Origin of the sequence: Mycobacterium sp. TKK-01-0059, from assembly GCF_000709305.1 — a bacterium.
Taxonomy (GTDB): domain Bacteria; phylum Actinomycetota; class Actinomycetes; order Mycobacteriales; family Mycobacteriaceae; genus Mycobacterium; species Mycobacterium intracellulare.
The window spans coordinates 196,030-219,541 of record NZ_KL446993.1 but is presented as its reverse complement, the minus strand read 5'-3'; the positions used below and the strand labels follow the sequence as shown (position 1 = coordinate 219,541).

General features: G+C 70.8%; 23 protein-coding genes. 12 read left to right on the top strand and 11 right to left on the bottom strand.

The genetic code is table 11. The features are described from left to right. From K883_RS01160 to K883_RS01105, 12 genes are all read left to right on the top strand, one after another. A complete protein-coding gene (locus K883_RS01160; protein WP_036453418.1) occupies nucleotides 1-1,224 on the top strand; it encodes a M50 family metallopeptidase in 1,224 nt (407 codons plus the stop codon). A gap of 8 nt (nucleotides 1,225-1,232) precedes the next feature. Next, nucleotides 1,233-2,411, top strand: a complete 1,179-nt coding sequence (gene ispG / locus K883_RS01155; protein ID WP_036453416.1) for a flavodoxin-dependent (E)-4-hydroxy-3-methylbut-2-enyl-diphosphate synthase — start codon at nucleotides 1,233-1,235, stop codon at nucleotides 2,409-2,411. A 49-nt stretch (nucleotides 2,412-2,460) separates the two neighbouring features. Beyond that, complete coding sequence (locus tag K883_RS01150) at nucleotides 2,461-3,315, top strand: GNAT family N-acetyltransferase (protein WP_036453414.1); 855 nt, start codon at nucleotides 2,461-2,463, stop codon at nucleotides 3,313-3,315. Nucleotides 3,316-3,482: 167 nt separating this feature from the next. Further along, nucleotides 3,483-5,297 (top strand): penicillin-binding transpeptidase domain-containing protein, encoded by a 1,815-nt coding sequence (locus K883_RS01145; protein WP_008258774.1) that lies wholly within the window; start codon nucleotides 3,483-3,485, stop codon nucleotides 5,295-5,297. A gap of 51 nt (nucleotides 5,298-5,348) precedes the next feature. Continuing rightward, a complete protein-coding gene (locus K883_RS01140; RefSeq protein WP_014382951.1) occupies nucleotides 5,349-5,933 on the top strand; it encodes a DUF1707 SHOCT-like domain-containing protein in 585 nt (194 codons plus the stop codon). Nucleotides 5,934-5,964: 31 nt separating this feature from the next. Next, nucleotides 5,965-6,822 carry a type I methionyl aminopeptidase gene (gene map / locus K883_RS01135; RefSeq protein ID WP_009952674.1) on the top strand — a complete coding sequence of 286 codons (858 nt, stop codon included), beginning with the start codon at nucleotides 5,965-5,967 and terminating at the stop codon, nucleotides 6,820-6,822. 25 nt (nucleotides 6,823-6,847) lie between these two features. Next, a complete protein-coding gene (locus K883_RS01130) occupies nucleotides 6,848-8,368 on the top strand; it encodes a cobyric acid synthase (protein ID WP_008258771.1) in 1,521 nt (506 codons plus the stop codon). A 153-nt stretch (nucleotides 8,369-8,521) separates the two neighbouring features. Next, nucleotides 8,522-9,073 (top strand): alpha/beta hydrolase, encoded by a 552-nt coding sequence (locus K883_RS01125; RefSeq protein ID WP_008258770.1) that lies wholly within the window; start codon nucleotides 8,522-8,524, stop codon nucleotides 9,071-9,073. A 20-nt stretch (nucleotides 9,074-9,093) separates the two neighbouring features. Next, nucleotides 9,094-10,479, top strand: a complete 1,386-nt coding sequence (locus tag K883_RS01120) for a glutamine synthetase family protein (RefSeq protein ID WP_036453410.1) — start codon at nucleotides 9,094-9,096, stop codon at nucleotides 10,477-10,479. A 73-nt stretch (nucleotides 10,480-10,552) separates the two neighbouring features. Continuing rightward, the gene (locus K883_RS01115) at nucleotides 10,553-11,257 is read left to right on the top strand and encodes a gamma-glutamyl-gamma-aminobutyrate hydrolase family protein (RefSeq protein WP_014380674.1); all 705 of its coding nucleotides are present in this window, start codon (nucleotides 10,553-10,555) and stop codon (nucleotides 11,255-11,257) included. Between the two features lies 1 nt (nucleotide 11,258). Beyond that, complete coding sequence (locus tag K883_RS01110) at nucleotides 11,259-12,623, top strand: aldehyde dehydrogenase family protein (protein WP_014712064.1); 1,365 nt, start codon at nucleotides 11,259-11,261, stop codon at nucleotides 12,621-12,623. Between the two features lie 3 nt (nucleotides 12,624-12,626). Next, on the top strand, nucleotides 12,627-13,406 hold the full coding sequence (locus K883_RS01105; protein ID WP_014380672.1) for a 3-oxoacyl-ACP reductase: 780 nt from the start codon (nucleotides 12,627-12,629) through the stop codon (nucleotides 13,404-13,406). On the opposite strand, the gene K883_RS01100 is transcribed toward K883_RS01105, so the two are convergent. From K883_RS01100 to K883_RS01050, 11 genes are all read right to left on the bottom strand, one after another. Beyond that, entirely contained in the window at nucleotides 13,378-14,337 is a 960-nt protein-coding gene (locus K883_RS01100) for a PPE family protein (protein WP_036453407.1), read from the bottom strand. The genes K883_RS01105 and K883_RS01100 overlap by 29 nt on opposite strands. A gap of 117 nt (nucleotides 14,338-14,454) precedes the next feature. Continuing rightward, nucleotides 14,455-14,916 (bottom strand): hypothetical protein, encoded by a 462-nt coding sequence (locus K883_RS01095; RefSeq protein WP_014380670.1) that lies wholly within the window; start codon nucleotides 14,914-14,916, stop codon nucleotides 14,455-14,457. An 82-nt stretch (nucleotides 14,917-14,998) separates the two neighbouring features. Beyond that, a complete protein-coding gene (locus K883_RS01090; protein ID WP_014380669.1) occupies nucleotides 14,999-16,123 on the bottom strand; it encodes an alkaline phosphatase family protein in 1,125 nt (374 codons plus the stop codon). Between the two features lie 21 nt (nucleotides 16,124-16,144). Further along, nucleotides 16,145-16,879, bottom strand: coding sequence for a DUF6390 family protein (locus K883_RS01085; protein ID WP_020823208.1), 735 nt, complete (start codon nucleotides 16,877-16,879; stop codon nucleotides 16,145-16,147). Continuing rightward, nucleotides 16,876-18,006, bottom strand: a complete 1,131-nt coding sequence (hypD, locus tag K883_RS01080; RefSeq protein ID WP_020823207.1) for a hydrogenase formation protein HypD — start codon at nucleotides 18,004-18,006, stop codon at nucleotides 16,876-16,878. The genes K883_RS01085 and hypD overlap by 4 nt, the downstream gene beginning before the upstream one ends. Before the next feature lie 12 nt (nucleotides 18,007-18,018). Continuing rightward, the gene (locus tag K883_RS01075; RefSeq protein WP_014942621.1) at nucleotides 18,019-18,291 is read right to left on the bottom strand and encodes a HypC/HybG/HupF family hydrogenase formation chaperone; all 273 of its coding nucleotides are present in this window, start codon (nucleotides 18,289-18,291) and stop codon (nucleotides 18,019-18,021) included. An 11-nt stretch (nucleotides 18,292-18,302) separates the two neighbouring features. Beyond that, nucleotides 18,303-19,415 (bottom strand): hydrogenase expression/formation protein HypE, encoded by a 1,113-nt coding sequence (gene hypE, locus K883_RS01070; RefSeq protein ID WP_081656347.1) that lies wholly within the window; start codon nucleotides 19,413-19,415, stop codon nucleotides 18,303-18,305. Continuing rightward, entirely contained in the window at nucleotides 19,415-20,089 is a 675-nt protein-coding gene (locus K883_RS01065) for a D-sedoheptulose-7-phosphate isomerase (protein WP_020823205.1), read from the bottom strand. The genes hypE and K883_RS01065 overlap by 1 nt, the downstream gene beginning before the upstream one ends. Beyond that, a complete protein-coding gene (locus K883_RS01060; RefSeq protein ID WP_020823204.1) occupies nucleotides 20,086-20,877 on the bottom strand; it encodes a HypC/HybG/HupF family hydrogenase formation chaperone in 792 nt (263 codons plus the stop codon). The genes K883_RS01065 and K883_RS01060 overlap by 4 nt, the downstream gene beginning before the upstream one ends. Beyond that, nucleotides 20,874-23,246, bottom strand: coding sequence for a carbamoyltransferase HypF (hypF, locus tag K883_RS01055; RefSeq protein WP_020823203.1), 2,373 nt, complete (start codon nucleotides 23,244-23,246; stop codon nucleotides 20,874-20,876). The genes K883_RS01060 and hypF overlap by 4 nt, the downstream gene beginning before the upstream one ends. A 1-nt stretch (nucleotide 23,247) precedes the next feature. After that, entirely contained in the window at nucleotides 23,248-23,511 is a 264-nt protein-coding gene (locus K883_RS01050; RefSeq protein ID WP_020823202.1) for a HypC/HybG/HupF family hydrogenase formation chaperone, read from the bottom strand. Between the last annotated feature and the right edge of the window lies 1 nt (nucleotide 23,512).

Sequence of the window (23,512 nt, the reverse complement as noted above, 5' to 3'; positions counted from 1 at the left end):
ATGATGTTCGTCATCGGCATTGTGCTGTTCGCACTGGCCATCCTGATCTCGGTGGCCCTGCACGAGTGCGGCCATATGTGGGTTGCGCGCGCCACCGGCATGAAGGTGCGGCGCTACTTCGTCGGCTTCGGCCCCACGCTGTGGTCGACCCGCCGCGGCGAGACCGAGTACGGCCTCAAGGCCGTGCCGCTGGGCGGATTCTGCGACATCGCCGGCATGACCTCGGTGGAGGAGCTGGCGCCCGACGAGACCGACCGCGCCATGTTCAAGCAGGCGGTCTGGAAGCGCGTCGCGGTGCTGTTCGCCGGGCCCGCCGCGAACTTCGTCATCTGCCTGGTGCTGCTCTACGGCATCGCGCTGGTGTGGGGCCTGCCCGACCTGCACCCGCCCACCAAGGCGGTGGTCGGCGAAACCGCTTGTGTGGCACCGGAAGTGGCGCCCGGCAAGATCGCGGACTGCACCGGGCCCGGGCCGGCGGCACTCGCCGGAATCCGTCCCGGCGACGTCATCGTCAAGGTGGGCGACACCCCGGTGTCGACCTTCGAGGAGATGGCCGCGGCCATCCGCAAGGTGCACGGCAACACCCCGATCGTCGCCGAGCGGGACGGCACCGCCATCACCACCTACGTCAACGTCACGCCCACGCAGCGCTACCTGACCACCGGGCCCGACGGGCAGGACGCTCAACCGCAAGCCTCGACGGTCGGCGCCATCGGCGTCGGCGCGGTCCGGACCGGCCCGACGCACTACGGGGTGCTCTCGGCGATCCCGGGCAGTCTGGCGTTCGCCGGGGACCTGACCGTCGAGGTGGGCAAGGCGCTCATCACGATTCCCACCAAGGTCGGCGCGCTGGTGCACGCCATCGGCGGCGGCCAGCGCGACCCGCAGACGCCGATGAGCGTGGTCGGAGCCAGCATCATCGGCGGCGACACCGTCGACCACGGACTGTGGGTGGCGTTCTGGTTCTTCCTGGCCCAGCTGAACCTCATCCTGGGCGCGATCAACCTGGTGCCGCTGCTGCCCTTCGACGGCGGGCACATCGGGATCGCGATGTTCGAAAAGGTCCGCAACCTGATCCGCTCGGCCCGGGGCATGGTCGCGGCCGCGCCGGTGAACTACCTCAAACTCATGCCGGCGACGTACGTCGTGCTGGTGTTCGTGGTCGGCTACATGCTGCTGACCGTGACCGCCGATCTGGTCAACCCGATCAGGCTGTTTCAGTAGGAGAACTCATGTCCGTTGGCCTGGGCATGCCGGACGCCCCGGCGCCCACGCTCGCACCCCGGCGCAAAACGCGCCAACTGATGGTGCGCGACGTCGGGGTCGGCAGCGACCACCCGATCTCGGTGCAGTCGATGTGCACCACCAAGACCCACGACGTCAACACCACGCTGCAGCAGATCGCCGAGCTGACCGCGGCCGGCTGTGACATCGTCCGCGTGGCCTGCCCGCGTCAGGAGGACGCCGACGCGCTGGCCGAGATCGCCCGGCACAGCCAGATCCCCGTGATCGCCGACATCCACTTCCAGCCGAAGTACATCTTCGCCGCGATCGACGCGGGATGCGCCGCGGTGCGGGTGAACCCGGGCAACATCAAGGAATTCGACGGCCGCGTCGGCGAGGTCGCCAAGGCCGCCGGCGCCGCCGGCATCCCGATCCGCATCGGGGTCAACGCGGGCTCGCTGGACAAGCGGTTCCTGCAGAAGTACGGCAAGGCCACCCCCGAGGCGCTGGTCGAGTCCGCCCTCTGGGAGGCCTCGCTGTTCGAGGAACACGGCTTCGGCGACATCAAGATCAGCGTCAAGCACAACGACCCGGTGGTGATGGTCGCCGCGTACGAGCAACTGGCCGAGCGGTGCGACTATCCGCTGCACCTCGGTGTCACCGAGGCCGGCCCCGCGTTCCAGGGCACCATCAAGTCCGCGGTCGCGTTCGGCGCGCTGCTGTCGCGCGGGATCGGCGACACCATCCGGGTGTCGCTGTCGGCGCCGCTGGTCGAAGAGGTCAAGGTCGGCATCCAGATCCTCGAGTCGCTGAACCTGCGCCCGCGCGGGCTCGAGATCGTGTCCTGCCCGTCGTGCGGCCGCGCGCAGGTCGACGTCTACACCCTGGCCAACGCCGTCTCGGCGGGCCTCGACGGCCTCGACGTCCCGCTGCGCGTCGCCGTGATGGGCTGCGTGGTCAACGGTCCGGGGGAGGCCCGCGAGGCCGACCTCGGCGTCGCATCGGGAAATGGCAAGGGGCAGATCTTCGTTCGCGGCGAGGTGATCAAGACCGTGCCCGAGGCGCAGATCGTCGAGACCTTGATCGAAGAGGCGATGCGCATCGCCGCTGAAATGGGCACAGAGATGGGCGGCGATCACGGACCGGACACAACATCGAGCGGTTCGTCGGTTGTGACCGTAAGCTGATAAACGCCAGCGCCCTGGCCCTCAGATCGCACCACAGAGAGTTCGCCACATGTCGGCTCCGCCCCTTTTCCGCCTGGTCGGCGAGCGTCGGGTGTCCGTGGTGCGTGATGCGGCGGCGGTCTGGCGGGTTCTCGAGGACGATCCCGTCGCCTCGTGCATGGTCGCGGCCCGGGTGGCCGACCACGGCATCGACCCCAATTCCATCGGCGGGGAACTGTGGACGCTGCGCGGCGCCGAGCAATCGCTGTGCTTCGCCGGCGCCAACCTGATTCCGCTGCGCGGCGCCCCGACCGACCTGAGCGCGTTCGCCGACGAGGCCATGCGCGGCACGCGGCGCTGCTCGTCGCTGGTCGGCAGGGCCGACCTGGTGATGCCGATGTGGGAGCGGCTCGAGGGGGCGTGGGGGCCGGCCCGCGACGTGCGCGACCGCCAGCCGCTGCTGGCGTTGTCCACCCACCCGAGCTGCGACATCGACACCGCGGTGCGCCAGGTCCGGCCCGAGGAGCTGGACGCCTACCTGGTGGCCGCGGTCGACATGTTCATCGGCGAGGTGGGCGTCGACCCGCGGATCGGGGATGGCGGTCGCGGCTACCGGCGCCGCGTGGCCAGCCTCATCTCGGCCGGTCGCGCCTGGGCACGGTTCGAGCACGGCCAGGTCGTCTTCAAGGCCGAGGTGGGCTCGCAGTCGCCGGGGGTCGGCCAGATCCAGGGGGTGTGGGTGCACCCGGAGTGGCGCGGCCTGGGCCTGGGCACCGCCGGCACCGCCACGGTCGCCGCGGTGATCGTCGGCAGCGGGCGGACGGCCAGCCTCTACGTCAACGACTTCAACGCGGTGGCGCGCGCGGCCTACGCCCGCGTCGGCTTCGCCGAGATCGGCACCTTCGCGACGGTGCTGCTCGACTAGTTGTGCTCCCCGGCAGCGGCCGCCGCCCGGCTGGGCGGGCGCCGGCCGGCGAACGCCCGACTGCCCGGGCGCTCGGCATCGGGGCGAGCTGCCACGACCACGCATAACGGTTCGGTCTCGGTGTGGCGGCGCCGCAGTTCACCCCGCAGCTCATAACATCAGCACCGATGGTAACTAGAACAACAGCGGCCTCATCCGTTTCAGGCCTGCTGCTCGTCGCGGTCATCGCGCTGTCCGGGTGCACGCCCCGGCCCGACGGCCCGGGCCCGGCCGCGGAGAAGTTCTTCCGCGCCCTCGCCGTCGGCGACACCGCGACGGCCGCCCAGCTCAGCGACAGCCCCAACGAGGCGCGCGAAGCGCTCAACGCCGCCTGGTCCGGCCTGCAGGCGACCCACCTCGACGCGCAGGTCCTCAACGCCAAGTACGCCGAGGACACCGGCACGGTCGGCTATCGCTTCGCCTGGCACCTGCCCAAGAACCGCGTCTGGAGCTACGACGGCCAGCTGAGGATGGCGCGCGACGAGGGCCGCTGGCGGGTGCGCTGGACCACCACGGCTCTGCACGCCAAACTGGGCGAGCACCAGACGTTCGCGCTGCGCGCGGATCGGCCGCGCCGCGCCTCGGTGAACGAACTCGGCGGCAGCGACGTGCTGGTGCCCGGCTACGTGTACCACTACACGCTGGACGCCACCCAGGCCGGACCCGCGCTGTTCGGCACGGCGCACGCGGTGGTCGACGTACTGCACCCGTTCAACGACACGCTCAACGACCCGCAGCTGCTCGCCGAGCAGGCCAGCTCGACACCCCACCCGGTCGACCTCGGCGTCACGCTGCACCCCGACGACAACGACAAGGTGTTCCCGGCGATCGGCCGGCTGCCCGGCATCGTGGTCACGCCCCAGCCCGAAATGCTGCCCACCGACCCGCATTTCGCGCCCGCGGTCGTCGCCGCGGTGAAGAAGGCCGTGGTGGACCAGCTGGACGGCGAGGCCGGCTGGCGGGTGGTGAGCGTCAACCAGAACGGCGTCGAGGTCGAGGTGCTGCACGAGGTCGAGGGATCACCGGCCCCCTCGGTGTCGCTCACGATGGACCGCGCGGTGCAGAACGCCGCCCAGCATGCGGTGGACACCCGCGGCGGCAAGGCGATGATCGTGGTGATCAAGCCCTCGACCGGGGAGATCCTCGCGATCGCCCAGAACGCGGGCGCCGACGCCGACGGCCTGCCGGCCACCACCGGGCTGTTCCCGCCCGGGTCGACGTTCAAGATGGTCACCGCCGGCGCGGCGGTCGAACGCGACATGGCCACGCCCAACACCATGCTGGGCTGCCCGGGCCGCCTCGACATCGGGCACCGCACCGTCCCCAACTACGGGGGCTTCGACCTCGGGGTGGTGCCGATGTCGCGGGCGTTCGCCAGTTCGTGCAACACCACCTTCGCCGAGCTCAGCAGCAAGATGCCCCCGCGCGGCCTGACCCAGGCGGCCTCCCGCTACGGGCTCGGGCTGGATTACCAGATCGACGGCATCACCACGGTGACCGGCTCGGTGCCGCCGACGGTCGACCTCGCCGAGCGCACCGAGGACGGCTTCGGCCAGGGCAAGGTGCTGGCCAGTCCGTTCGGCATGGCCCTGGTGGCGGCGACGGTCGCGGCCGGCAAGACGCCGGTGCCGCAACTGATCGCGGGCCGCCAGACGGCCGTGCAGGGCGACGCCACGCCGATCAGCCCGAAGATGATCGACGCGCTGCGGCCCATGATGCGGCTGGTGGTGACCAACGGGACCGCCAAGGAGATCGCCGGCTGCGGCGAGGTGTACGGGAAGACCGGTGAGGCCGAGTTCCCGGGCGGGTCGCATTCCTGGTTCGCCGGCTACCGCGGCGATCTGGCGTTCGCGGCGCTGATCGTCGGGGGTGGCAGCTCGGAGTACGCCGTCCGGATGACCAAGGTGATGCTCGAGTCGCTGCCGCCGGACTTTCTGGCCTAGCAGTCCTACGGGCCCGGTCCGCTTCGGCCGCGGCGGCGGTAAATTGCGAGCATGACCGATACCGGCGGCGACATGGTGACGTTGCGCGTCTCCGACGCCGACCGCAATGGCACGATGCGGCGACTGCACAACGCGGTCGCGCTCGGGCTGATCGACATCGACGAGTTCGAGCAGCGCTCCTCGCAGGTGTCCTACGCGCGCACGCGCGGGGAGCTGGACCATCTGGTCGGCGACCTGCCGGGACCGGGCGCCATCGTCACCTCGGCGGCCGACCGGGTGGAACTGCGCGGCTGGGCGGGCTCGCTGAAGCGGCACGGCGAATGGACGGTGCCCACCCGCCTGGCGCTGGTGCGCCGGCTGGGCTCGGTGGAACTCGACCTCACCAAGGCCCGGTTCGCCGGGCCGGTGGTGGTCGTCGAACTGGACATGCGGTTCGGCTCCGTCGAGATTCGATTGCCCGACGGCGCCAGCGCGTCGATCGACGACGTCGAGGTCTACGTGGGCAGCGCCAGCGATCGCCGCAAAGACCCGCCTGGTGAGGGCAGGCCGCACGTCGTGCTGACCGGGCGAGTGGTGTGCGGTTCGGTGATCATCCGGGGCCCGCGCCGCTCGCTGCTGCGCCGCCAGCGAGTCTGATCGCCGGGGGGACCCCGGTTAAGCTGGTCGCATGCCCGCTCGCACCGCGCTTTCCCCCGGAGAGTTGTCCCCGACTCTGCCGGTGCCCGGCAGCGTCCCGCGCCCCGAGTACGCCTGGAAGCCGACGGTCCACGAGGGCAGCGAGCCGTGGGTGCAGACGCCCGAGGTGATCGAGAAGATGCGGGTCGCCGGCCAGATCGCGGCGCGCGCACTGGTGGAGGCGGGCAAGGCGGTCGCGCCCGGGGTCACCACCGACGAACTCGACCGGATCGCCCACGAATACATGGTCGACCACGGCGCCTATCCCTCGACGCTGGGCTACAAGGGCTTCCCGAAGTCGTGCTGTACGTCGCTCAACGAGGTCATCTGCCACGGCATCCCCGACTCGACGGTGATCGAGGACGGTGACATCGTCAACATCGACGTCACCGCCTACATCGACGGCGTGCACGGCGACACCAATGCCACCTTCCTGGCCGGCGACGTCGCCGAAGAACACCGGCTGCTGGTGGAGCGGACCCGGGAGGCGACGATGCGCGCCATCAACGCCGTCAAGCCCGGGCGTGCCCTGTCGGTTGTCGGCCGCGTCATCGAGTCGTACGCTAACCGGTTCGGCTACAACGTGGTTCGCGACTTCACCGGGCACGGCATCGGCACCACGTTCCACAACGGGCTGGTCGTCCTGCACTACGACCAGCCCTCGGTGTCGACCGTCATGCAGCCGGGCATGACGTTCACCATCGAACCGATGATCAACCTCGGCGGCCTGGACTACGAGATCTGGGACGACGGCTGGACGGTGGTCACCAAGGACCGCAAGTGGACCGCGCAGTTCGAGCACACCCTGCTGGTCACCGACACCGGCGTCGAAATCCTCACGCTGCCATGAGGGCCCCACTGCTCGCCGCGCACGGGTGAGCGGGGCGCTGCTGGTCGCCGGCACCAGCTCCGACGCCGGCAAATCGGTGGTGGTGGCCGCCCTGTGCCGGTTGCTGGCCCGCCGCGGAACCCGGGTCGCCCCGTTCAAGGCGCAGAACATGTCCAACAACTCCGTGGTCACCGTCGAAGGCGGCGAAATCGGTCGCGCCCAGGCGATTCAGGCCCGCGCGGCCGGCCTGGAGCCCAGCGTGCGGTTCAATCCGGTGCTGCTCAAGCCGGGCAGCGACCGCACCTCGCAGCTCGTGATCAAGGGCCGGGTCACCGACTCCGTCAGCGCGAAAAGCTATGTCCAACACCGCGATCGGCTCGCCTCCGTCGTACTCGACGAATTGGCATGCCTGCGAGACGAATTCGACGCGGTCATCTGCGAGGGCGCCGGATCACCCGCCGAAATCAACCTGCGCGCCACCGATTTGGCCAACATGGGGCTGGCCCGGGCCGCCGGCCTGCCGGTGGTCCTGGTCGGCGACATCGACCGCGGCGGCCTGCTCGCGCACCTGTTCGGCACCGTCGCGGTGCTCGAGCCCGACGACCAGGCGCTGATCTCCGGTTTCATCGTCAACAAGTTCCGGGGCGATCCCGCGCTGCTCGAGCCGGGATTGCGTCAGCTGCAGGCCATGACGGGGCGGCCCACCTACGGGGTGCTGCCGTACGCCGAGGAGCTGTGGCTCGATGCCGAGGACTCGCTGTCCGTGGTCGCGCACCGCGTCATCGGCACGCCCGCCCCGCCGCGCGGCGACGAGTGGCTGCGGGTGGCCGCGGTCCGGCTGCCCCGGATCTCCAACTCCACCGACGTCGAGGCGCTGGCCTGCGAACCGGGCGTGGTGGTGCGCTGGGTCGCCGACCCCGCCGGCGCGGCCGACGCCGACCTGATCGTCGTCCCGGGCAGCAAGGCCACCGTCGCCGACCTGTCCTGGTTGCGCGAGCGCGGCCTGGCCGAGGCGATCGTGTCGCACGCGCGGGCCGGCAAACCGGTGCTGGGGATCTGCGGGGGATTTCAGATGCTGTGCCGTCGTATCGATGACGCGGTGGAGTCCGGCGCCGGCGAGGTGCCGGGGCTGGGGTTGCTCGACGCCGACATCGCCTTCGATCCGGCCAAGACCCTGCGCCGCTGGCGGTGTGGGATCGACGGTCCCTTGGGCGGATACGAGATCCATCACGGGCGGATCGCGCGCTGCGCCGAGCAAACCTGGTTCGCCGCGGGCACCGATCCGCAACCGCAAGGTGTGGTGCGCGGCGCGATCTTTGGGACGCATTGGCACGGCGTGCTCGACAACGACGACTTCCGGCGCGCCTGGCTCACCCGGGTCGCCGACGCCGCGGGCCGGGGCGGCTTCGTGGTCGACGACGACACCAACGTCGCCGCGCGGCGCGACGCCCAGCTCGATCTCGCCGCCGATCTGCTGGCCGCCCATCTCGACGTCGACGCCGTCCTCGGGCTGCTGCGCGGCCCGCCGCCGGCGCGTCCGCATCTGGCAAGTCTGTTGCGCCCGTAAGGTATTCGCCGAAGTCGCGATGTGAACGCCGCCGTTGACGACGCGGCCGGCGGGCCGTCATCGAGTGCCGGTGGAAACTGTGTCCCTGTATCACATGCCGCAGAATCATCGCGCGCGCATGCCGTTTGGCTGTAGCGTGCTTGGGTGTCCTCGATGATGACCACCCTGGAGGGGTTCCCGGTCCCGGTCGTTGTGGCCGGACCGGAGACGGGCGTCGTCGTCGTCATATTGGGCGACGAGGAACGCGCCCCCGCCGCGTATGACGCGGTCTGCGAGCGCCTGCACACCGCATCGCTGCGGACGGTCGTGATCGGCTTCGACCCGCGGCTGACCCCCAAGTCGGTGATCGGCATTCTCGACGCCCTGGGAATCGGTTGGGCCGTCGTCATGGGCGACCGCGCCGGTGGCGACCTCGCGTGGGAACTGACGGCGACCCGGCTGGGCCGGTTCGTCGGGCTGGTGGTGATCGACCGCGGGCATCCGCGCGCCGGCGATCGCGACGGCGCCATCCGCGACGGGCACTGCCCACCGGTGGAGATCGGCACCACCGTGTTGGTCAGCTCGCCGGCCGCCCGGTCGGTGGCCCAGGCCAGCCAGCAGTACGTCTACGCCGACTACCGGGTGGTGCATCTGGGACGGCGCACCGTGCAGGAGTCGACGGCGCAACTGGCCGCCGAGATCATTTTGCGCACCAGCACCTGGTAGCGCCTGGTTGACTAACGGTCATGGCCTCCGACGATGACGCCGTGACCGACCCGATGCTCTCGCTGAGTGCCCTGCGGCAGCTGGTGGCCGCCGGCGCGGTGGACACGGTCATCGTGGCGTTCGCCGACATGCAGGGACGCCTGGTCGGCAAGCGGGTGGCCGCGCAACTGTTCGTCGACGAGGTGGCCACCCGGGGCGCCGAGTGCTGCGACTATCTGCTGGCGGTCGACGTCGACATGAACACCGTCGATGGCTACGCGATGTCGAGCTGGGACACCGGATACGGCGACACCGTGCTGAGGCCCGATCTGTCCACCCTGCGGCGCATTCCCTGGCTGCCCGGCACGGCCCTGGTGATCGCCGATGTGGGCTGGGCCGACGGCAGCCCGGTCGCCGTGTCACCGCGGGCCATCCTGCGCCGCCAGCTCGATCGGCTGGCCCGGCGCGGGTGGAGCGCCGACGCCGCGACCGAGCTGGAATTCATGGTGTTCGACGAGACCTATCGCCAGGCGTGGGCCGGCGGATACCGCGGCCTGACCCCGGCCAGCGACTACAACATCGACTACGCGATCGCGGCGTCGTCGCGCATGGAGCCGCTGCTGCGCGACATCCGCAACGGAATGACCGGCGCGGGCCTGCAATTCGAGGCCGTCAAAGGCGAATGCAACAGGGGACAGCAGGAGATCGGTTTCCGTTACGCCGAGGCGCTGGTCACCTGCGACAACCACGTCATCTACAAGAACGGGGCCAAGGAGATCGCCGATCAGCACGGCAAGAGCCTGACGTTCATGGCGAAATACGATGAGCGAGAAGGCAACAGCTGCCACATACACCTCTCGCTGCGCGACCCGCAGGGCGGCGCGGTGTTCGCCGACCCCGCCCGTCCGCACGGCATGTCGTCGACGTTTCGCAGCTTTGTGGCGGGGCTGCTGGCCACCCTGCGCGAGTTCACCGTGTTCTATGCGCCGAACATCAACTCCTACAAGCGATTCGCCGACGGCAGCTTCGCGCCCACCGCGCTGGCGTGGGGGCTGGACAACCGCACCTGCGCGCTGCGGGTGGTCGGCCACGGGCCCAGCATCCGGGTCGAGTGCCGGGTCCCCGGCGGCGACGTCAACCCGTATCTGGCGGTGGCGGCGATCGTCGCCGGCGGGCTGTACGGTGTCGAACGGGGCCTCGAGCCACCGGAGTCCTACGCGGGGAACGCCTATCACGCCCCCGGCGTCGAGCGGCTGCCCGCCACCCTGGCCGAGGCGGCCTCGGCCTTCGAGCGCTCGGCGCTCGCGCGCGAGGTGTTCGGCGACGACGTGGTCGCCCACTACCTGAACAACGCCCGCGTGGAACTGGCGGCGTTCAACGCGGCGGTCACCGACTGGGAGAGGATGCGTGGTTTTGAACGGCTCTGAGCTGGATGGTGGCGACGCGCTGCGCCCGGCTGCGCCGCGCTTGCGATCGCCACGCAAGTCCGTGCGCCCGGTCGTGGGCCTGACCACGTACCTCGAGCGGGTGCAGACCGGGATCTGGGACATCCCCGCCGGATACCTGCCGACCGACTACTTCGAGGGCGTCATCCAGGCCGGCGGGATCGCCGTGCTGCTGCCCCCGCAACCGGCGGACGCCGAGGTCGTCGGCGCGGTGCTCGACGGCGTGCACGCGCTGGTGATCACCGGCGGTTACGACCTCGACCCCGCCAGCTACGGCCAGCAACCGCATCCCACGACCGACGAACCCCGCACCGACCGCGACGCCTGGGAGTTCGCGCTGTTGCGCGCCGCACTGGACCGGGGGCTGCCGGTGCTCGGGATCTGCCGCGGGGCACAGGTGCTCAACGTCGCGCTCGGCGGCACGCTGCACCAGCACCTGCCCGACGTGCTCGGGCACTGCGGGCACCGCGCCGGCGACGGGGTGTTCACCCGGGTGCCGGTGCGCACCGTCGCCGGCACCCGGGCGGCCGCGCTGGTGGGGGAGACCGTCGACGCGCCGTGCTATCACCACCAGGCCATCGACCGGGTCGGGGACGGGCTGGTGGTCAGCGCGACCGATCCCGACGGCGTCGTCGAGGCGCTGGAGCTCCCCGGGGACCGGTTTGTGCTTGGCGTGCAATGGCATCCGGAGCAGTCCCTGGAGGATCTGCGGTTGTTCGCCGCGATCGTGGACGCGGCCCGGGCGTATGCGGGGCGCTGACGTGGGCGCGACGCAGCTGATCAACCCGGCGACCGAGGAGGTGCTGCGCTCGGTCGAGCACGCCGACGCGGCGGCCGTCGACGACGCGGTGCGCCGCGCGCGGGTGGCGCAGCGGCGGTGGGCGCGGCTGTCCCCGGCCGAACGAGCCTCCGGCCTACGGGCTTTCGCCGCCGCCGTCGACGCCCATCTCGACGAGCTCGCGGACCTCGAGGTCGCGAACTCGGGTCATCCCATCGGGTCGGCCGAGTGGGAGGCCGGGCACGTCGGCGACGTGCTGACCTACTACTCCGCCGGCCCGGAACGGTTGTCCGGCAAGCAAATTCCGGTGTCCGGCGGGCTGGACGTCACGTTCAACGAACCGCTGGGCGTGGTCGGTGTGATCGCCCCGTGGAACTTCCCGATGCCCATCGCCTGCTGGGGGTTCGCGCCGGCGCTGGCGGCGGGTAACGCCGTGCTGGTCAAGCCCGCCGAGGCGACGCCGCTGACCACGATCCGCCTCGGTGAGCTGGCGGCCGACGCCGGCCTGGACCCAGACCTGCTCCAGGTGCTGCCGGGGCCGGGCCCGGTGGTGGGGGAGCGGTTCGTCACGCACCCCGACATCGCCAAGATCGTGTTCACCGGCTCCACCGAGGTCGGCAAAAGGGTGCTGGCCGGGGCGGCGGCCCGCGTCAAGCGGGTGACCCTGGAGCTGGGCGGCAAGAGCGCGAACATCGTGTTCGCCGACTGCGATCTGGAGCGGGCGGCCGCGACCGCGCCGGCCGGGGTGTTCGACAACGCCGGGCAGGACTGCTGCGCCCGCAGCCGGATCCTGGTGCAGCGCAGCGTCTACGACCGCTTCATGGAGCTGCTCGAACCCGCCGTCAAAGGTGTCGTCGTCGGGGACCCCGCGTCCCGGGGCACCGAAATGGGCCCGCTGGTGTCGGCCGCGCACCGCGCCAGGGTGGCATCCTACGTGCCCGACGGCGCCCCGGTCGCGTTTCGCGGCACCGCGCCGAGCGGGCGCGGATTCTGGTTCCCGCCAACGGTTCTCACACCGCAGCGCACCGATCGCACCGTCACCGAGGAGATCTTCGGGCCGGTGGTCACGGTGCTGGCCTTCGACGACGAGCAGGACGCCGTCACGCTGGCCAACGACACCGCCTACGGCCTGTCCGGATCGATCTGGACGAACGACCTGTCCCGCGCCCTGCGGGTGTCCCGCGCGGTGGAAGCCGGGAACCTGTCGGTGAATTCGCACTCGTCGGTGCGGTACAACACCCCGTTCGGGGGTTTCAAGCAGTCGGGCCTGGGCCGCGAGCTGGGCCCGGACGCGCCGCTGCACTTCACCGAGACCAAGAACGTTTTCATCGCGATCGGAGAGGATTAGGCGGTGGCGGTCGATCTCACCCAACGGTTGGCGGGCCGGGTCGCCGTCGTCACGGGCGCCGGCGGTGGCATCGGGCTGGCCTCGGCGCGGCGGATGCGCGCCGAGGGCGCCACCATCGTGGTCGCCGACGTCGACCACGACGCGGGCGCGGCCGCGGCCGACGAGCTGTCCGGCCTGTTCGTGCCCACCGACGTCGCCGACGAGGACGCGGTCAACGCGCTGTTCGATACCGCGGCGCAGGCCTACGGCCGCGTCGACATCGCGTTCAACAACGCCGGCATCTCACCCCCCGACGACGATGTCATCGAGAACACCGAGCTGCCCGCCTGGCAACGCGTCCAGGACGTCAACCTGAAGTCGGTGTACCTGTGCTGCCGGGCGGCGTTGCGGCACATGGTTCCCGCGCGGCGCGGCTCGATCATCAACACCGCGTCGTTCGTCGCCGTCCTGGGGTCGGCGACGTCGCAGATCTCCTACACCGCGTCCAAGGGTGGGGTGCTGGCCATGTCGCGGGAGCTGGGGGTGCAGTTCGCCCGGCAGGGCATCCGGGTGAACGCGCTGTGCCCCGGGCCGGTCAACACCCCACTGCTGCAAGAGCTTTTCGCCAAGGACCCCGAACGGGCCGCGCGCCGGCTGGTGCACGTGCCGGTGGGACGCTTCGCCGACCCCGGCGAAATCGCCGCGGCCGTCGCGTTTTTGGCGAGCGACGACGCGTCGTTCATCACGGCGTCGACGTTCCTGGTCGACGGCGGCATCAGCTCGGCCTACGTGACTCCGCTCTAACGGCGGTACCCACCGGCCCTGACCACGCGGGCGCCTTCGCCCGCCGGTCCCCGCCCAGGCCCTGCGCGGCGGACGCGGCCGTCGTCCAGCTGCGCGGCACCGACAGCGCGCCCAGCGACACCCCGCGGCCCACGCGCGCGTTCACCCCGTCGACGGCGGCCGGCCTGGGGAACAGTGTGCGCAGCGCCGCCGCCTTGTTCATCGAATTCAGGTGGCCGATCGCGAAATCCGACGGCGCGGTCAGCGAATTCAGCTTCGACAGCGACGGTGTCACCGAGGAAAGGGACGCCTCGAACGTGGTCCGCGATGCCGACGACAGGTGCTCGAGCGCGCCGGGAATGGCCGACATCACGCGGCGGCCGGCCGATATGACGTCGGGCGCCGCCTTCAACAGCCAGCTGTCTGCGCGCGCACCGGCGTCGGAAGGCGGAGGGGTGAACGGGGCCAACGTCGCCGCGCCGGCGGCGGCGTCGGCGTAGGCGTACATGGCGCCGGCGTTGCGCGCCCACATGGCGTCGTAGTCGGTGTCGACGTCCGCGATTGCCGCGCTGTGCTGGCCCAGCCAGTTCGCCGACACCAGTGCCGTGCGGCGCGCGCGGTTGCCCGCGATCGCCGGTGGGGGCACCGTCGCCGCGAACGCCGCCTCGTGCGCCCCGGCCGCCGCGCCCAGCTGCACGGCCGCCTCCTGGCTCCGTGCGGCGTTGGCGTCCAGCCAGTCGACGTAGCGGGCGGCCTCGCGCAGCGCCGAGGGCGCCGGGCCCTCCCATTGCGCCGCCAGCTTCGCGGTCACCGCCCGGTAGTCGGCCGCCGCGGTGCAGAGCCGCGCGGCAAGCTTGTCCCACGCCGCGGCGGCCGCGACCATCGATCCCGCACCGGGACCCGAATACATCAGCGCGGAGTTGATCTCCGGGGGCAGCGTCGCGAAATCCATTACAGCCTCCGCCGGGGGCGGGCGGTGTGGTTGATGCTCGAAAACATTGGGGGCGTCCTTCACGAGATAGACACGGGAGATATGAGCCCTGTCGCGCGAATGCGCGGCGTGCGGCGATCAGACGCGGGCGATGCAGAGCCGGGTCAACGTATCTCGGTCGGTGGCAATGATTGCGGGAGAACGGGATTGGGCGTGGTCGGGCGCCGCCCGCACCGGGCCGAACGTCGTCGGCGCCGGTGACAGGGCCACTTGCGCTGACGAACGGTTCCAGGTTTGGGGCCGTTCCTTCGTCATCCACATGCTGTGGAACGGCTTCTTGTTGGTGTTGTCCGCCGGTGCCGGCGACTCCCACGCGGCCGGCGCCGGGCGGCCGACGGCGGAGTGGAGGCCCCGGGGGAGCGCATGCGCGCCGACCCCGGCGGCCGGGCCGGACCAGGCGGCAGGCTCGGGCAGGCTGGACGCGGCGAACTGAGGCCGCAGCGACGAACCGGCTATCAGGGCGATGAACACACCCAGGGCTGCGACGATCGCGGTGGCGGGCCGCCACCGCCGAGTCTGACCGCCAACCCGGAACAACACAGTGCGCCGAATGTACAACGCGAATCGTGGTAAACCGGTCGGAACGAGCTGTGAAGTCGGTCCGAATCCACGGTCGGTGCAGCTAGGGGCGGAAAACGATGAGCGGGATCGCCATCTCGGCCGGGCTGGCTCCGCCGTGGAAACCGATCAGGCGCGAGGCTTCCGGCGGCTCGTGCGCGCTGGCCAGCACCGCCGTGTCGCCCGAGCAGACCACCACCACGTCGCCCAGCCGCTCCAGGTGCGGCGCGGCGACCGGCCCGAACATCCCGGTGCCCACCGCCTGCTCGCGGCTGTACACGGTCGCCCGGCCGCCGAGCACCTCGGCCCACGCGGCCCGCACGTCGGGCGCGGCGCCCGGCTCGGTGTGCAGGTAGCGGACCCGGGGCTCGCCGGCGACCACCCGGACGCCCCGGGCCAGCCGGGCGTCGGCGTCGAGGTCGATGCGGGCCTCCGGCGGGACGTTGAGGCCGCCGTGGTCGGCGGTCACCAGCAGCGCCGCGTTCGGCGGCAGCGCCTCGAGCAGGCGCGAAAGCAGCGTGTCGACGCTCGCCGCGGCCGCGTGCCACTGCTCGGAGCCGACGCCGAAGACATGGGCCGCGGTGTCGAGTTCGGCGGTGTAGCCGTAGACCAGTCCGGGCGCCGAGCGCAGGTCGTCGACCACCAGCTGGGCGTAGTCGTCGGCGGGGCCGGCCGGGCGGAATTCCGCGCCGCGGTACGCGGCCTCGGTCAGCCCACTGCCGAGGAACAGCGCCGGCAGCACCGCGCGGGCGCTGACGCCGGCCTCTTTGAGCCGCTGAAACCAGGTCGGCACCGGCTGCCAGACGGCCGGCGAGGGATCGTCGCGCCACCGGACGTGGTTGAGCACGGTCTCGGTGCCCGGCACCCGCAGGGTGAAGCCCAGAACCCCGTGCTCGCCGGGCGCCGCACCGGTGCCCAGGGACACCAGGCTGGTCGGCGTGGTCGACGGGAAGGTGCACTCCAGCCGGGTCAGCCGGCCGGTGGCGCCCCCCAGCACGGAGGCCAGCAGCGGCGCGCCGCCCGCCAGCTGCGGAAGCAGGTGCCAGCCCAGCCCGTCCACCAGCACGACGAGCACCCGGTCGATCCGATCGGAGCCGGCCCGCTCCGTCACCGCCAGGGTGTCGACCGCGCCCGGAACGCCGAGCAGGGCGGCCGCGGCGGGCAGCACGTCACGCAGGGAACCGGGCACCGGGCCAGTCTGGTGGCGAAGTCAGACGTGCGCCAGTCGGTGGCCGGTCACCAGCAGCTGCCGGGCGGTGCTGTCGGTCAGCGCGCACAGCTGCGCCGGCGAGAGCCGGCCGCACAACCGGCCCCAGTGCATCGCCACCACATCGCCGGCGGTCACGTCGGGCACCGCGCTGTACCCGTCAACCCATACGTCGACCACGCGGGGCGACGGTTTCGACAGCGCGAGGGCCCGACCGTCCCAGGTCAGGCTTCGGCACAGCACCTCGACGCGGTCTGCGTCGCGGGAAAGCACTGTGCCGGAAGTGATTCGGCAGTTGTCCAGCACGCTCAGCGGTTGTTCGTCGATGCCCCGCCCCAGGAAGCGCGTCCACGGATATACCCCGAACACGTGGAAGCAGTGGTTGCCGGCGGCCTCGCACGCCAGATCCGCGGTGAGGTGCGACCAGTAGTGGCCCGCGTGCGGGCCGATGATCGCGAGCAGCGCATCGAAGAATCGCTGCGGCTCGAGATCGGCGGCGATACCGCCACCGAGCCAATACGATTCGACCAAGCGGTAATCCAGCGGGTCGGCGATGCCGGTCAGCTCCGACAGCACCCGCAGATAGGGCCAGGCCCCGGAGAACCTTGTCGCCGCCCTGCGCACCTCGGCGACCGACCCGTCCCGCAGGGTGGCTCCCAGCGGCGGGCCGCAGTAACCGAGCGCGTTGGGCGCGTAGGCGTAGCGCGCGAACATCTCGGCACCGCGGGCATCGGTCACGTGCGCCCGACCAGCTTGACCGCGTCGCGGTGCATGCGGCCGAAGTTGTAGTAGGCCGCGCACGCCCCTTCGGGCGAGACCATGCACGTCCCGATCGGGGTCTCGGGGGTGCACGCGGTGCCGAAAACCTTGCATTCCCACGGTTTGAGCACACCCTTGAGCACCTCGCCGCATTGGCAGGCCTTCGGGTCGGCGACCCGCACGCCGGGCATCGCGAACCGCAGTTCGGCGTCGAATTCGGCGAAGTCGTCGTGCAGCCGCAGCGCGCTCTGCGAGATGAAGCCGAGCCCGCGCCATTCGAAGTGCGGCCGCAGCGCGAAGACCTTGCCCATCAGGGCCAGGGCCGCGGGGTTGCCGCGCTCGGGCACCACGCGTTTGTACTGGTTTTCCACCTCGCAGCGACCCTCGCGAATCTGACGCAGCAGCATCGCGACCGAGGCCAAGATGTCCAGCGGCTCGAAACCGGCCACCACCAACGGCTTTCGATACACCTCGGGCACGAACCGGTAGGGCCGGTTGCCGACCACGGTGGACACGTGCCCGGGGCCGATGAAGCCGGACAGCCGCAGGTCCGGTGACTCCAGGATGGCCCTGATCGGGGGCACGATCGTGACGTGGTTGCAGAACACGCTGAAGTTGGGCAGCCCCAGCTCGCGGGCCCTCATCAGCGTCACCGCGGTCGAGGGTGCGGTGGTCTCGAAACCGATGGCGAAGAACACCACCTGCTTGTCGGGGTTGTCGACGGCGATCTTGCACGCGTCCAGCGGCGAGTAGACGAACCGCACGTCGGCCCCGCGGGCCTTGGCGTCCAGCAGGCTGCCGTGCGAGCCGGGCACCCGCATCATGTCGCCGAAGCACGTGAAGATCACGTCGGGCCGGCCGGCCAGCCACATCGCGTCGTCGATGCGTCCCATCGGGATCACGCAGACGGGGCAGCCCGGGCCGTGCACCAGTTCGACGTTGTCGGGCAGCAGGTGTTCGATGCCGTGCCGATAAATGGTGTGAGTGTGACCGCCGCACACCTCCATGAACTTGAACTCCTCACCGTCGGTCCCGGCCAGATGCTCGATGGCCACCAGCAGCTTGCGCGCCGCGGCCGGGTCGCGGAATTCATCAACGAATTTCATTGCCGCTCCTCGTCAAACGATGGCCGACGAATCGAAGGCCTGCATTTCGGTCGTGTAGGTGTCGCCGAGTTTCTTGATGGCGGCCAGGGTCAGCAACGCCTCGGTTTCGTCGATCTTGGCCATCGCGAACCCGACGTGCACCAGCACCCAGTCGTCCGGCGCGGGCAGGTCGTTTTCCAGCAGCCGGACGCTGATGGTCCGCTGCACACCACTGACGTCCACCTTCGCCAAACAAGTGGCGGGGTCCGTGATCTCGACGATCCGGCCCGGAATTCCAAGACACATCTGGTTACCTCCTAACAGATTCGCGGCAACGGATCCCCGACGAGCATGTCGACGATCCGGGTGCCGCCGAATCCCGTACGCAGCACCACGCTTTCGGCGGGTTCGGTGACGATTTCCCCGACCTCGGCCGCATCGGCGCCCAACGGGTGCGAACGCAACGCGTCCAACCCGGCCTGGGCCTCCTGCGGCGCGACGACGGCGACGAACTTGCCCTCGTTGGCGACGTACAGCGGATCGATGCCGAGCAACTCACAGGCCCCATTGACCATGGGCGCCACTGGGAGTCGCTCCTCTTCGAGCAGCACCCCCAGGCCGCAGGCCTGGGCCAGCTCGTTGCACACCGTGCCCACCCCACCGCGTGTCGCATCGCGCATCCAGCGGGTGGACGGGGCGGCCGCCATCAACAGCTCCACCAATGGGCTGACGGACGCGGTGTCGGAGGCGATGTCGGCCTCGATGGCCAGATCCCCCCTGGCCAGCATCACCGCCATGCCGTGATCGCCCATCGACCCCGACAGCAGCACCTTGTCCCCGGGGTGCACCGACTGCGCCGACAGTGCGCGGCCCGCGGGGATGACGCCGGTTCCGGCGGTGGTGATGAACAGCCCGTCGGCCGCGCCCCGGGGCACCACCTTGGTGTCGCCGGTGACCACCTGCACACCGGCGGCCGCGGCCGCCGCGGCCATGTCGGCAACGATCTCCTTCAACTCGGCGATCCCGAAGCCCTCTTCGAGCACGAAGGCCGCGGAGATCCAGGACGGCACGGCGCCGGCCACCGCCAGGTCGTTACAGGTGCCGTGGATGGCGAGGGCACCGAGGGAACCGCCGGGAAACCGGCGGGGCTGCACCACAAAGGAATCCGTGGACATCGCCAGCCGCTCACCGCCGGGCAACGCCAGGACGGCGCCGTCGCCCAGCGATTCGAGCAGCGGGTTGCGGAACGCCTCCACGAACACGGCGTCCACCAGCGCTGCCGATGCCTTGCCGCCGGCACCATGCGCCAGGGTCACGTGATCGTCGAGCAGCCGGGGGCGGCGCCGGCGGAACGACTCGATCCGCTCGATCACGTCGCCTTCGCCGAACCGCGGCCCCGACGACAGGTAGTCACTTGCCGGGTTGTTCATCACGCCGCCCCCAAACCCTGATCGCTGCCGAGGTTTTCGTGCACGGCCAGCCACAACTGGTAGCCGACCAACGCCTGCGACTCCTGAATCCGGTGGACGCTCTGCGAACGAACGACGAAGCAGGCGTCCACGTTCGGGTTGTCCACGAAGGCGCCGCCGTCGTAGCCGGCGAAGCCGATGGTGTACAGGCCGCGCTTGTGCGCCTCGGCCAGGGCGGTCAGCAGGTTGGGCGAACCGCCGCTGGTTGACATCGCGAGCGCGATGTCGCCGTCCTTGGCGCGGGCGATCAGCTGCCGGGCGAATACCAGCTCGAACCCGACGTCGTTGCCCAGCGCGGTCAGGATCGCCTGGTCGGCGGTCAACGACCACGCCGGCAGCGGCTTGCCCAGCGGTGGCCGGGCGAACAACCTCGCCAGCGTCGTGCAGTCGGTGCAGCTGCCGCCGTTGCCGAAGGTGAACATCCTTGCGCCGGCGGCGAATCGGCGGGCGAGCTCGGCGGCGGCCACCGCCAGCAGGTCGGCGTTGGCCTCGAGCGTGGACCGCCGCAACGCCAGGCTTTCCGACGCTTTGGCGTGGGCGGACGCGGCCAGGTCGGCGAGCAGGGCGGACGGGTCGTCTTCCTCGGCGTCGATGAACGGGTACAGGAAGTTGGTGGGTTCGTCGGTGGGGCTCATGAAACGCCTTCCTGCTCTTCGTCATCGAGGGATCCCGGTGGCGCTGCTCCTCCGATCCCGGCTGCGCCGGCATCTTCGTCACAGACGCGGCTGATCGCCATACCGGCATGCACCAGCACCAGCTCGCCGGGCTTGACCGGGTCGACGAGTGTGGTGATCACGTCCTCGATCCCGCGGGCGGTGCGCACTCGCGCCTGATCGCCGATCGAAGCGCTCACCACCTCGCCCAGCCGGCCCTCGTCGCTGCACGTCACGCACGCCTCGTCGTCCTCGCATCCCTGGGGTTTGAGCAGCCCGGAATGCTCGAAGCACACGTGGGTCAGCTCCCAGAGCAGGTGGTAGAACAGCACAAAGCCGCCGGTGGCCGGGATACGCGGGTCGGGATCATCCAGCCAGAGCACGTGATCGGCCATCGCGGCCGCTGGCCGATCACCGCTGCCGATCCAGATCGTGGTGGCGCCCCAGGCCGGTCCGCGGCGCATCGCCGAGCGCACCTGCGCGTTGTCCGCATCCGAGATCGCGACCACGATGTCGCCGGGCCGCACCGAGACCCGGACGAGGTCCACCAGATCGGGCCCGGTCAGCGCGACCGCCGGCAGGGCCCGCTTGCCCATGATCACCGGATGCACGAATTCCACCGCGATGTGCAGCGCGTGCGGTTCCCACGACGGCGCGATGGACCACATGGTGGCGCCGGCGGCGAATCGTTTGGCCAGTGTCAGGGCGGTGGCGGCGAGGTCTTCGGCCAGTTCGGCACTCAGGCCGCGGTCGATGGCGGTGGTGATCATCGCGTCGACTCCTCCTCCTGGGCGATCAGCACCGAGACCGCGGCCTGGCCCAGCGCCAGCCCGCCGTCGTTCGGCGGCACGACGTGATGGGTGAGAACTTCAAACCCGTTGCGCTGCAGCCTCGTACGACAAGCCCGCAACAACAGCACGTTCTGGAAAACCCCGCCGGTGAGGCCCACCAGTCGGGTGCGGGCCGCCACCTGGGTGACCACCTCGGTGACGGCGTCGGCGACGGCCCGGTGAAACGCCGCCGCCAGCGTCGCCGGTGGTGTCCCGGCGTACAGCGCCGCGACCATGGTCTGCACCATCGGGGCGGGATCGATAACGCCGTCGCGGCGCACCGCCAGCGGCAGTGACGGCCGCGCGGACTCCACGCCGACCGACTCGGCCAGCGCCTCGAGTTCGATCGCGGCTTGCCCCTCGTAGTCGATGCGGTGTCGCACGCCGAGTAGGGAGGCGACCGCGTCGAACAGGCGGCCCATGCTCGAACACGGCACGCAGCCCGTCCCGGTCTCCAATTGCGAACGGATGAGCCCTAGTTCGTCGGCGCTCGCTGCGGCCACCGGCGCCAGGTCGGGGGTCCAGTCGATGTCGGCCATCCACAGCTGGGACAGCGCCATCCGCCACGGGTTGCGTACGGCGGCGTCGCCGCCGGGCAGCGGCACCGCCAGCAGGTGTCCGGCGCGCACGAAACGGTGGCTGCTCGTCTCGAGGGCCAGAATCTCACCGCCCCAGATCGTTTCGTCGCAGCCGTAACCGGTGCCGTCGAAGGAGACCCCGATGATGGGTTCGCCGAGGCGACCGTGTTCGGCCAGCAACGAGACGACGTGGGCGTGGTGGTGCTGCACCAGGTCCAGCGGGCGCTCGTCCGTGTGGCGCTCGGCCCAGCTGCGGGTGTGATAGCCGGGGTGTAGGTCGGCGGCCAACCGCACGGGCCGGCCGCGGATTTCGCTGAGCTGGGACACCGCGCGCTCGAACGCGCGCAGCGTCTCCCAGGTGGCCATGTCGCCGATGTGGCCGGACAGGTACGCCCGGGCGCCGTCGGTGAGGCAGCAGGTGTTCTTCAGTTCGCCGCCCACGGCCAGCACGGTGGGTCCATCGAGTCGCAGGTCGACCGGCAGCGGCGCATAGCCCCGGGACCGGCGGACGGGCAGCTCGTGGGCGCCCTGCTCGTCGTGGACGACGCGCACCACCGAGTCGTCACACGGCACGTGGATGGGCCGGTCGTGGTCTAGGACCGCGTCGCACAGCCCGGGAAGGCGTTGCGCCGCATCGTCCTCGGTGAAGCAGATGGGCTCGTCGGAGCGGTTGGCGCTGGTCAGCACCAGCGCGTCGGGCACCGGTTCGGGACCGCCCGGCACCGCCGCCAGCAGCAGGTGATGCATGGGGGAGTAGGGCAGCATCAGGCCCAGCAGCGGGCTGCCGGGTGCGACGCCGTCGGCCACCGCCGCGCGAGGGCGCCGCCGCAGCAGCACGATCGGGCGGGCCGGGCTTGCCAGCACCGCGGCCTCGGTGTCGTCGACGTAGGCATAGCGGCGCGCCACGTCGAGGTCGCGGACGAGCATGGCAAAGGGCTTGGCGCCGCGCGCTTTCCGTGCCCGCAGCGCGGTGACCGCGGTTGGGTCGTCGACGGCGCAGGCCAGGTGGTAGCCGCCGATGCCCTTGACGGCCACCACCGCGCCGGAGGCCAGCGCGGCCTGGGTGGCGCTTAGTGCCGCATCGCAGCCGCTCACCCGGCCGGCCGGCGAGGTGAACCACAGCGTCGGCCCGCAGTCCGGGCAGGCGATCGGTTGCGCGTGAAAGCGGCGATCCGCCGGATCGTGGTATTCGGCGGCGCAGCGCGCACACATGACGAACGCCGACATGGTGGTGGCCGGCCGGTCGTACGGCAATCGCTCGATGATGGTGAACCGCGGCCCGCAGTTGGTACAGGTCACGAACGGGTGCCGGTATCGCCGGTCGTGCGGGTCGAACAGTTCGGCGAGGCAGTCGTCGCACACGGCGATGTCGGGCGGGATCGGCGTGGTCGCTCCAGGGGCCAATCGGCTTGGCACGATGCGAAATTCGGGCGAGCAGGCGGGGTCGACCGCGACGTCGGCGACGTGGACGCCGGTGATCAGCGCCAGGGGCGGCGCCTGCGCCCGCAGCCGGTGCGCGAACTCCGCCACCCGGTCCGGCCGGCCCTGCACCTCGAGAAAGACCGCACCCGAGTCGTTGCCGACGAACCCGGCCAGACCCAGTTCGGTCGCGATCCGGTGCACGAACGGGCGGAAGCCGACCCCTTGAACCACGCCGGTCACCATGACGCGTCGCCGCACCCGGGTTTCTTCGGGCCGCAACAGCACCGTGGCTTCGGCAATTTCGGTCATATCAAGCCTCCGGGCCCAGTGCGGGGTCGGCGCGGCCCCGGCCCATCAACTCCAGCCCGGCCATGGCCTGTTCGGCGCCGGCCTGATCGGTCTTCTCGACGACGAAGCCCATGTGGATGATCACCCAGTCACCGGGCGCGAACGTCTCGTCGGGCAACATGCCGACGTTGACCTTGCGCTGTTCGCCGGTGACGTCGACCAGTGCCAGCTGGCCCTCGAAACCGTCCAGTATTCCGATGACCTGGCCGGGTATGCCCAAACACATG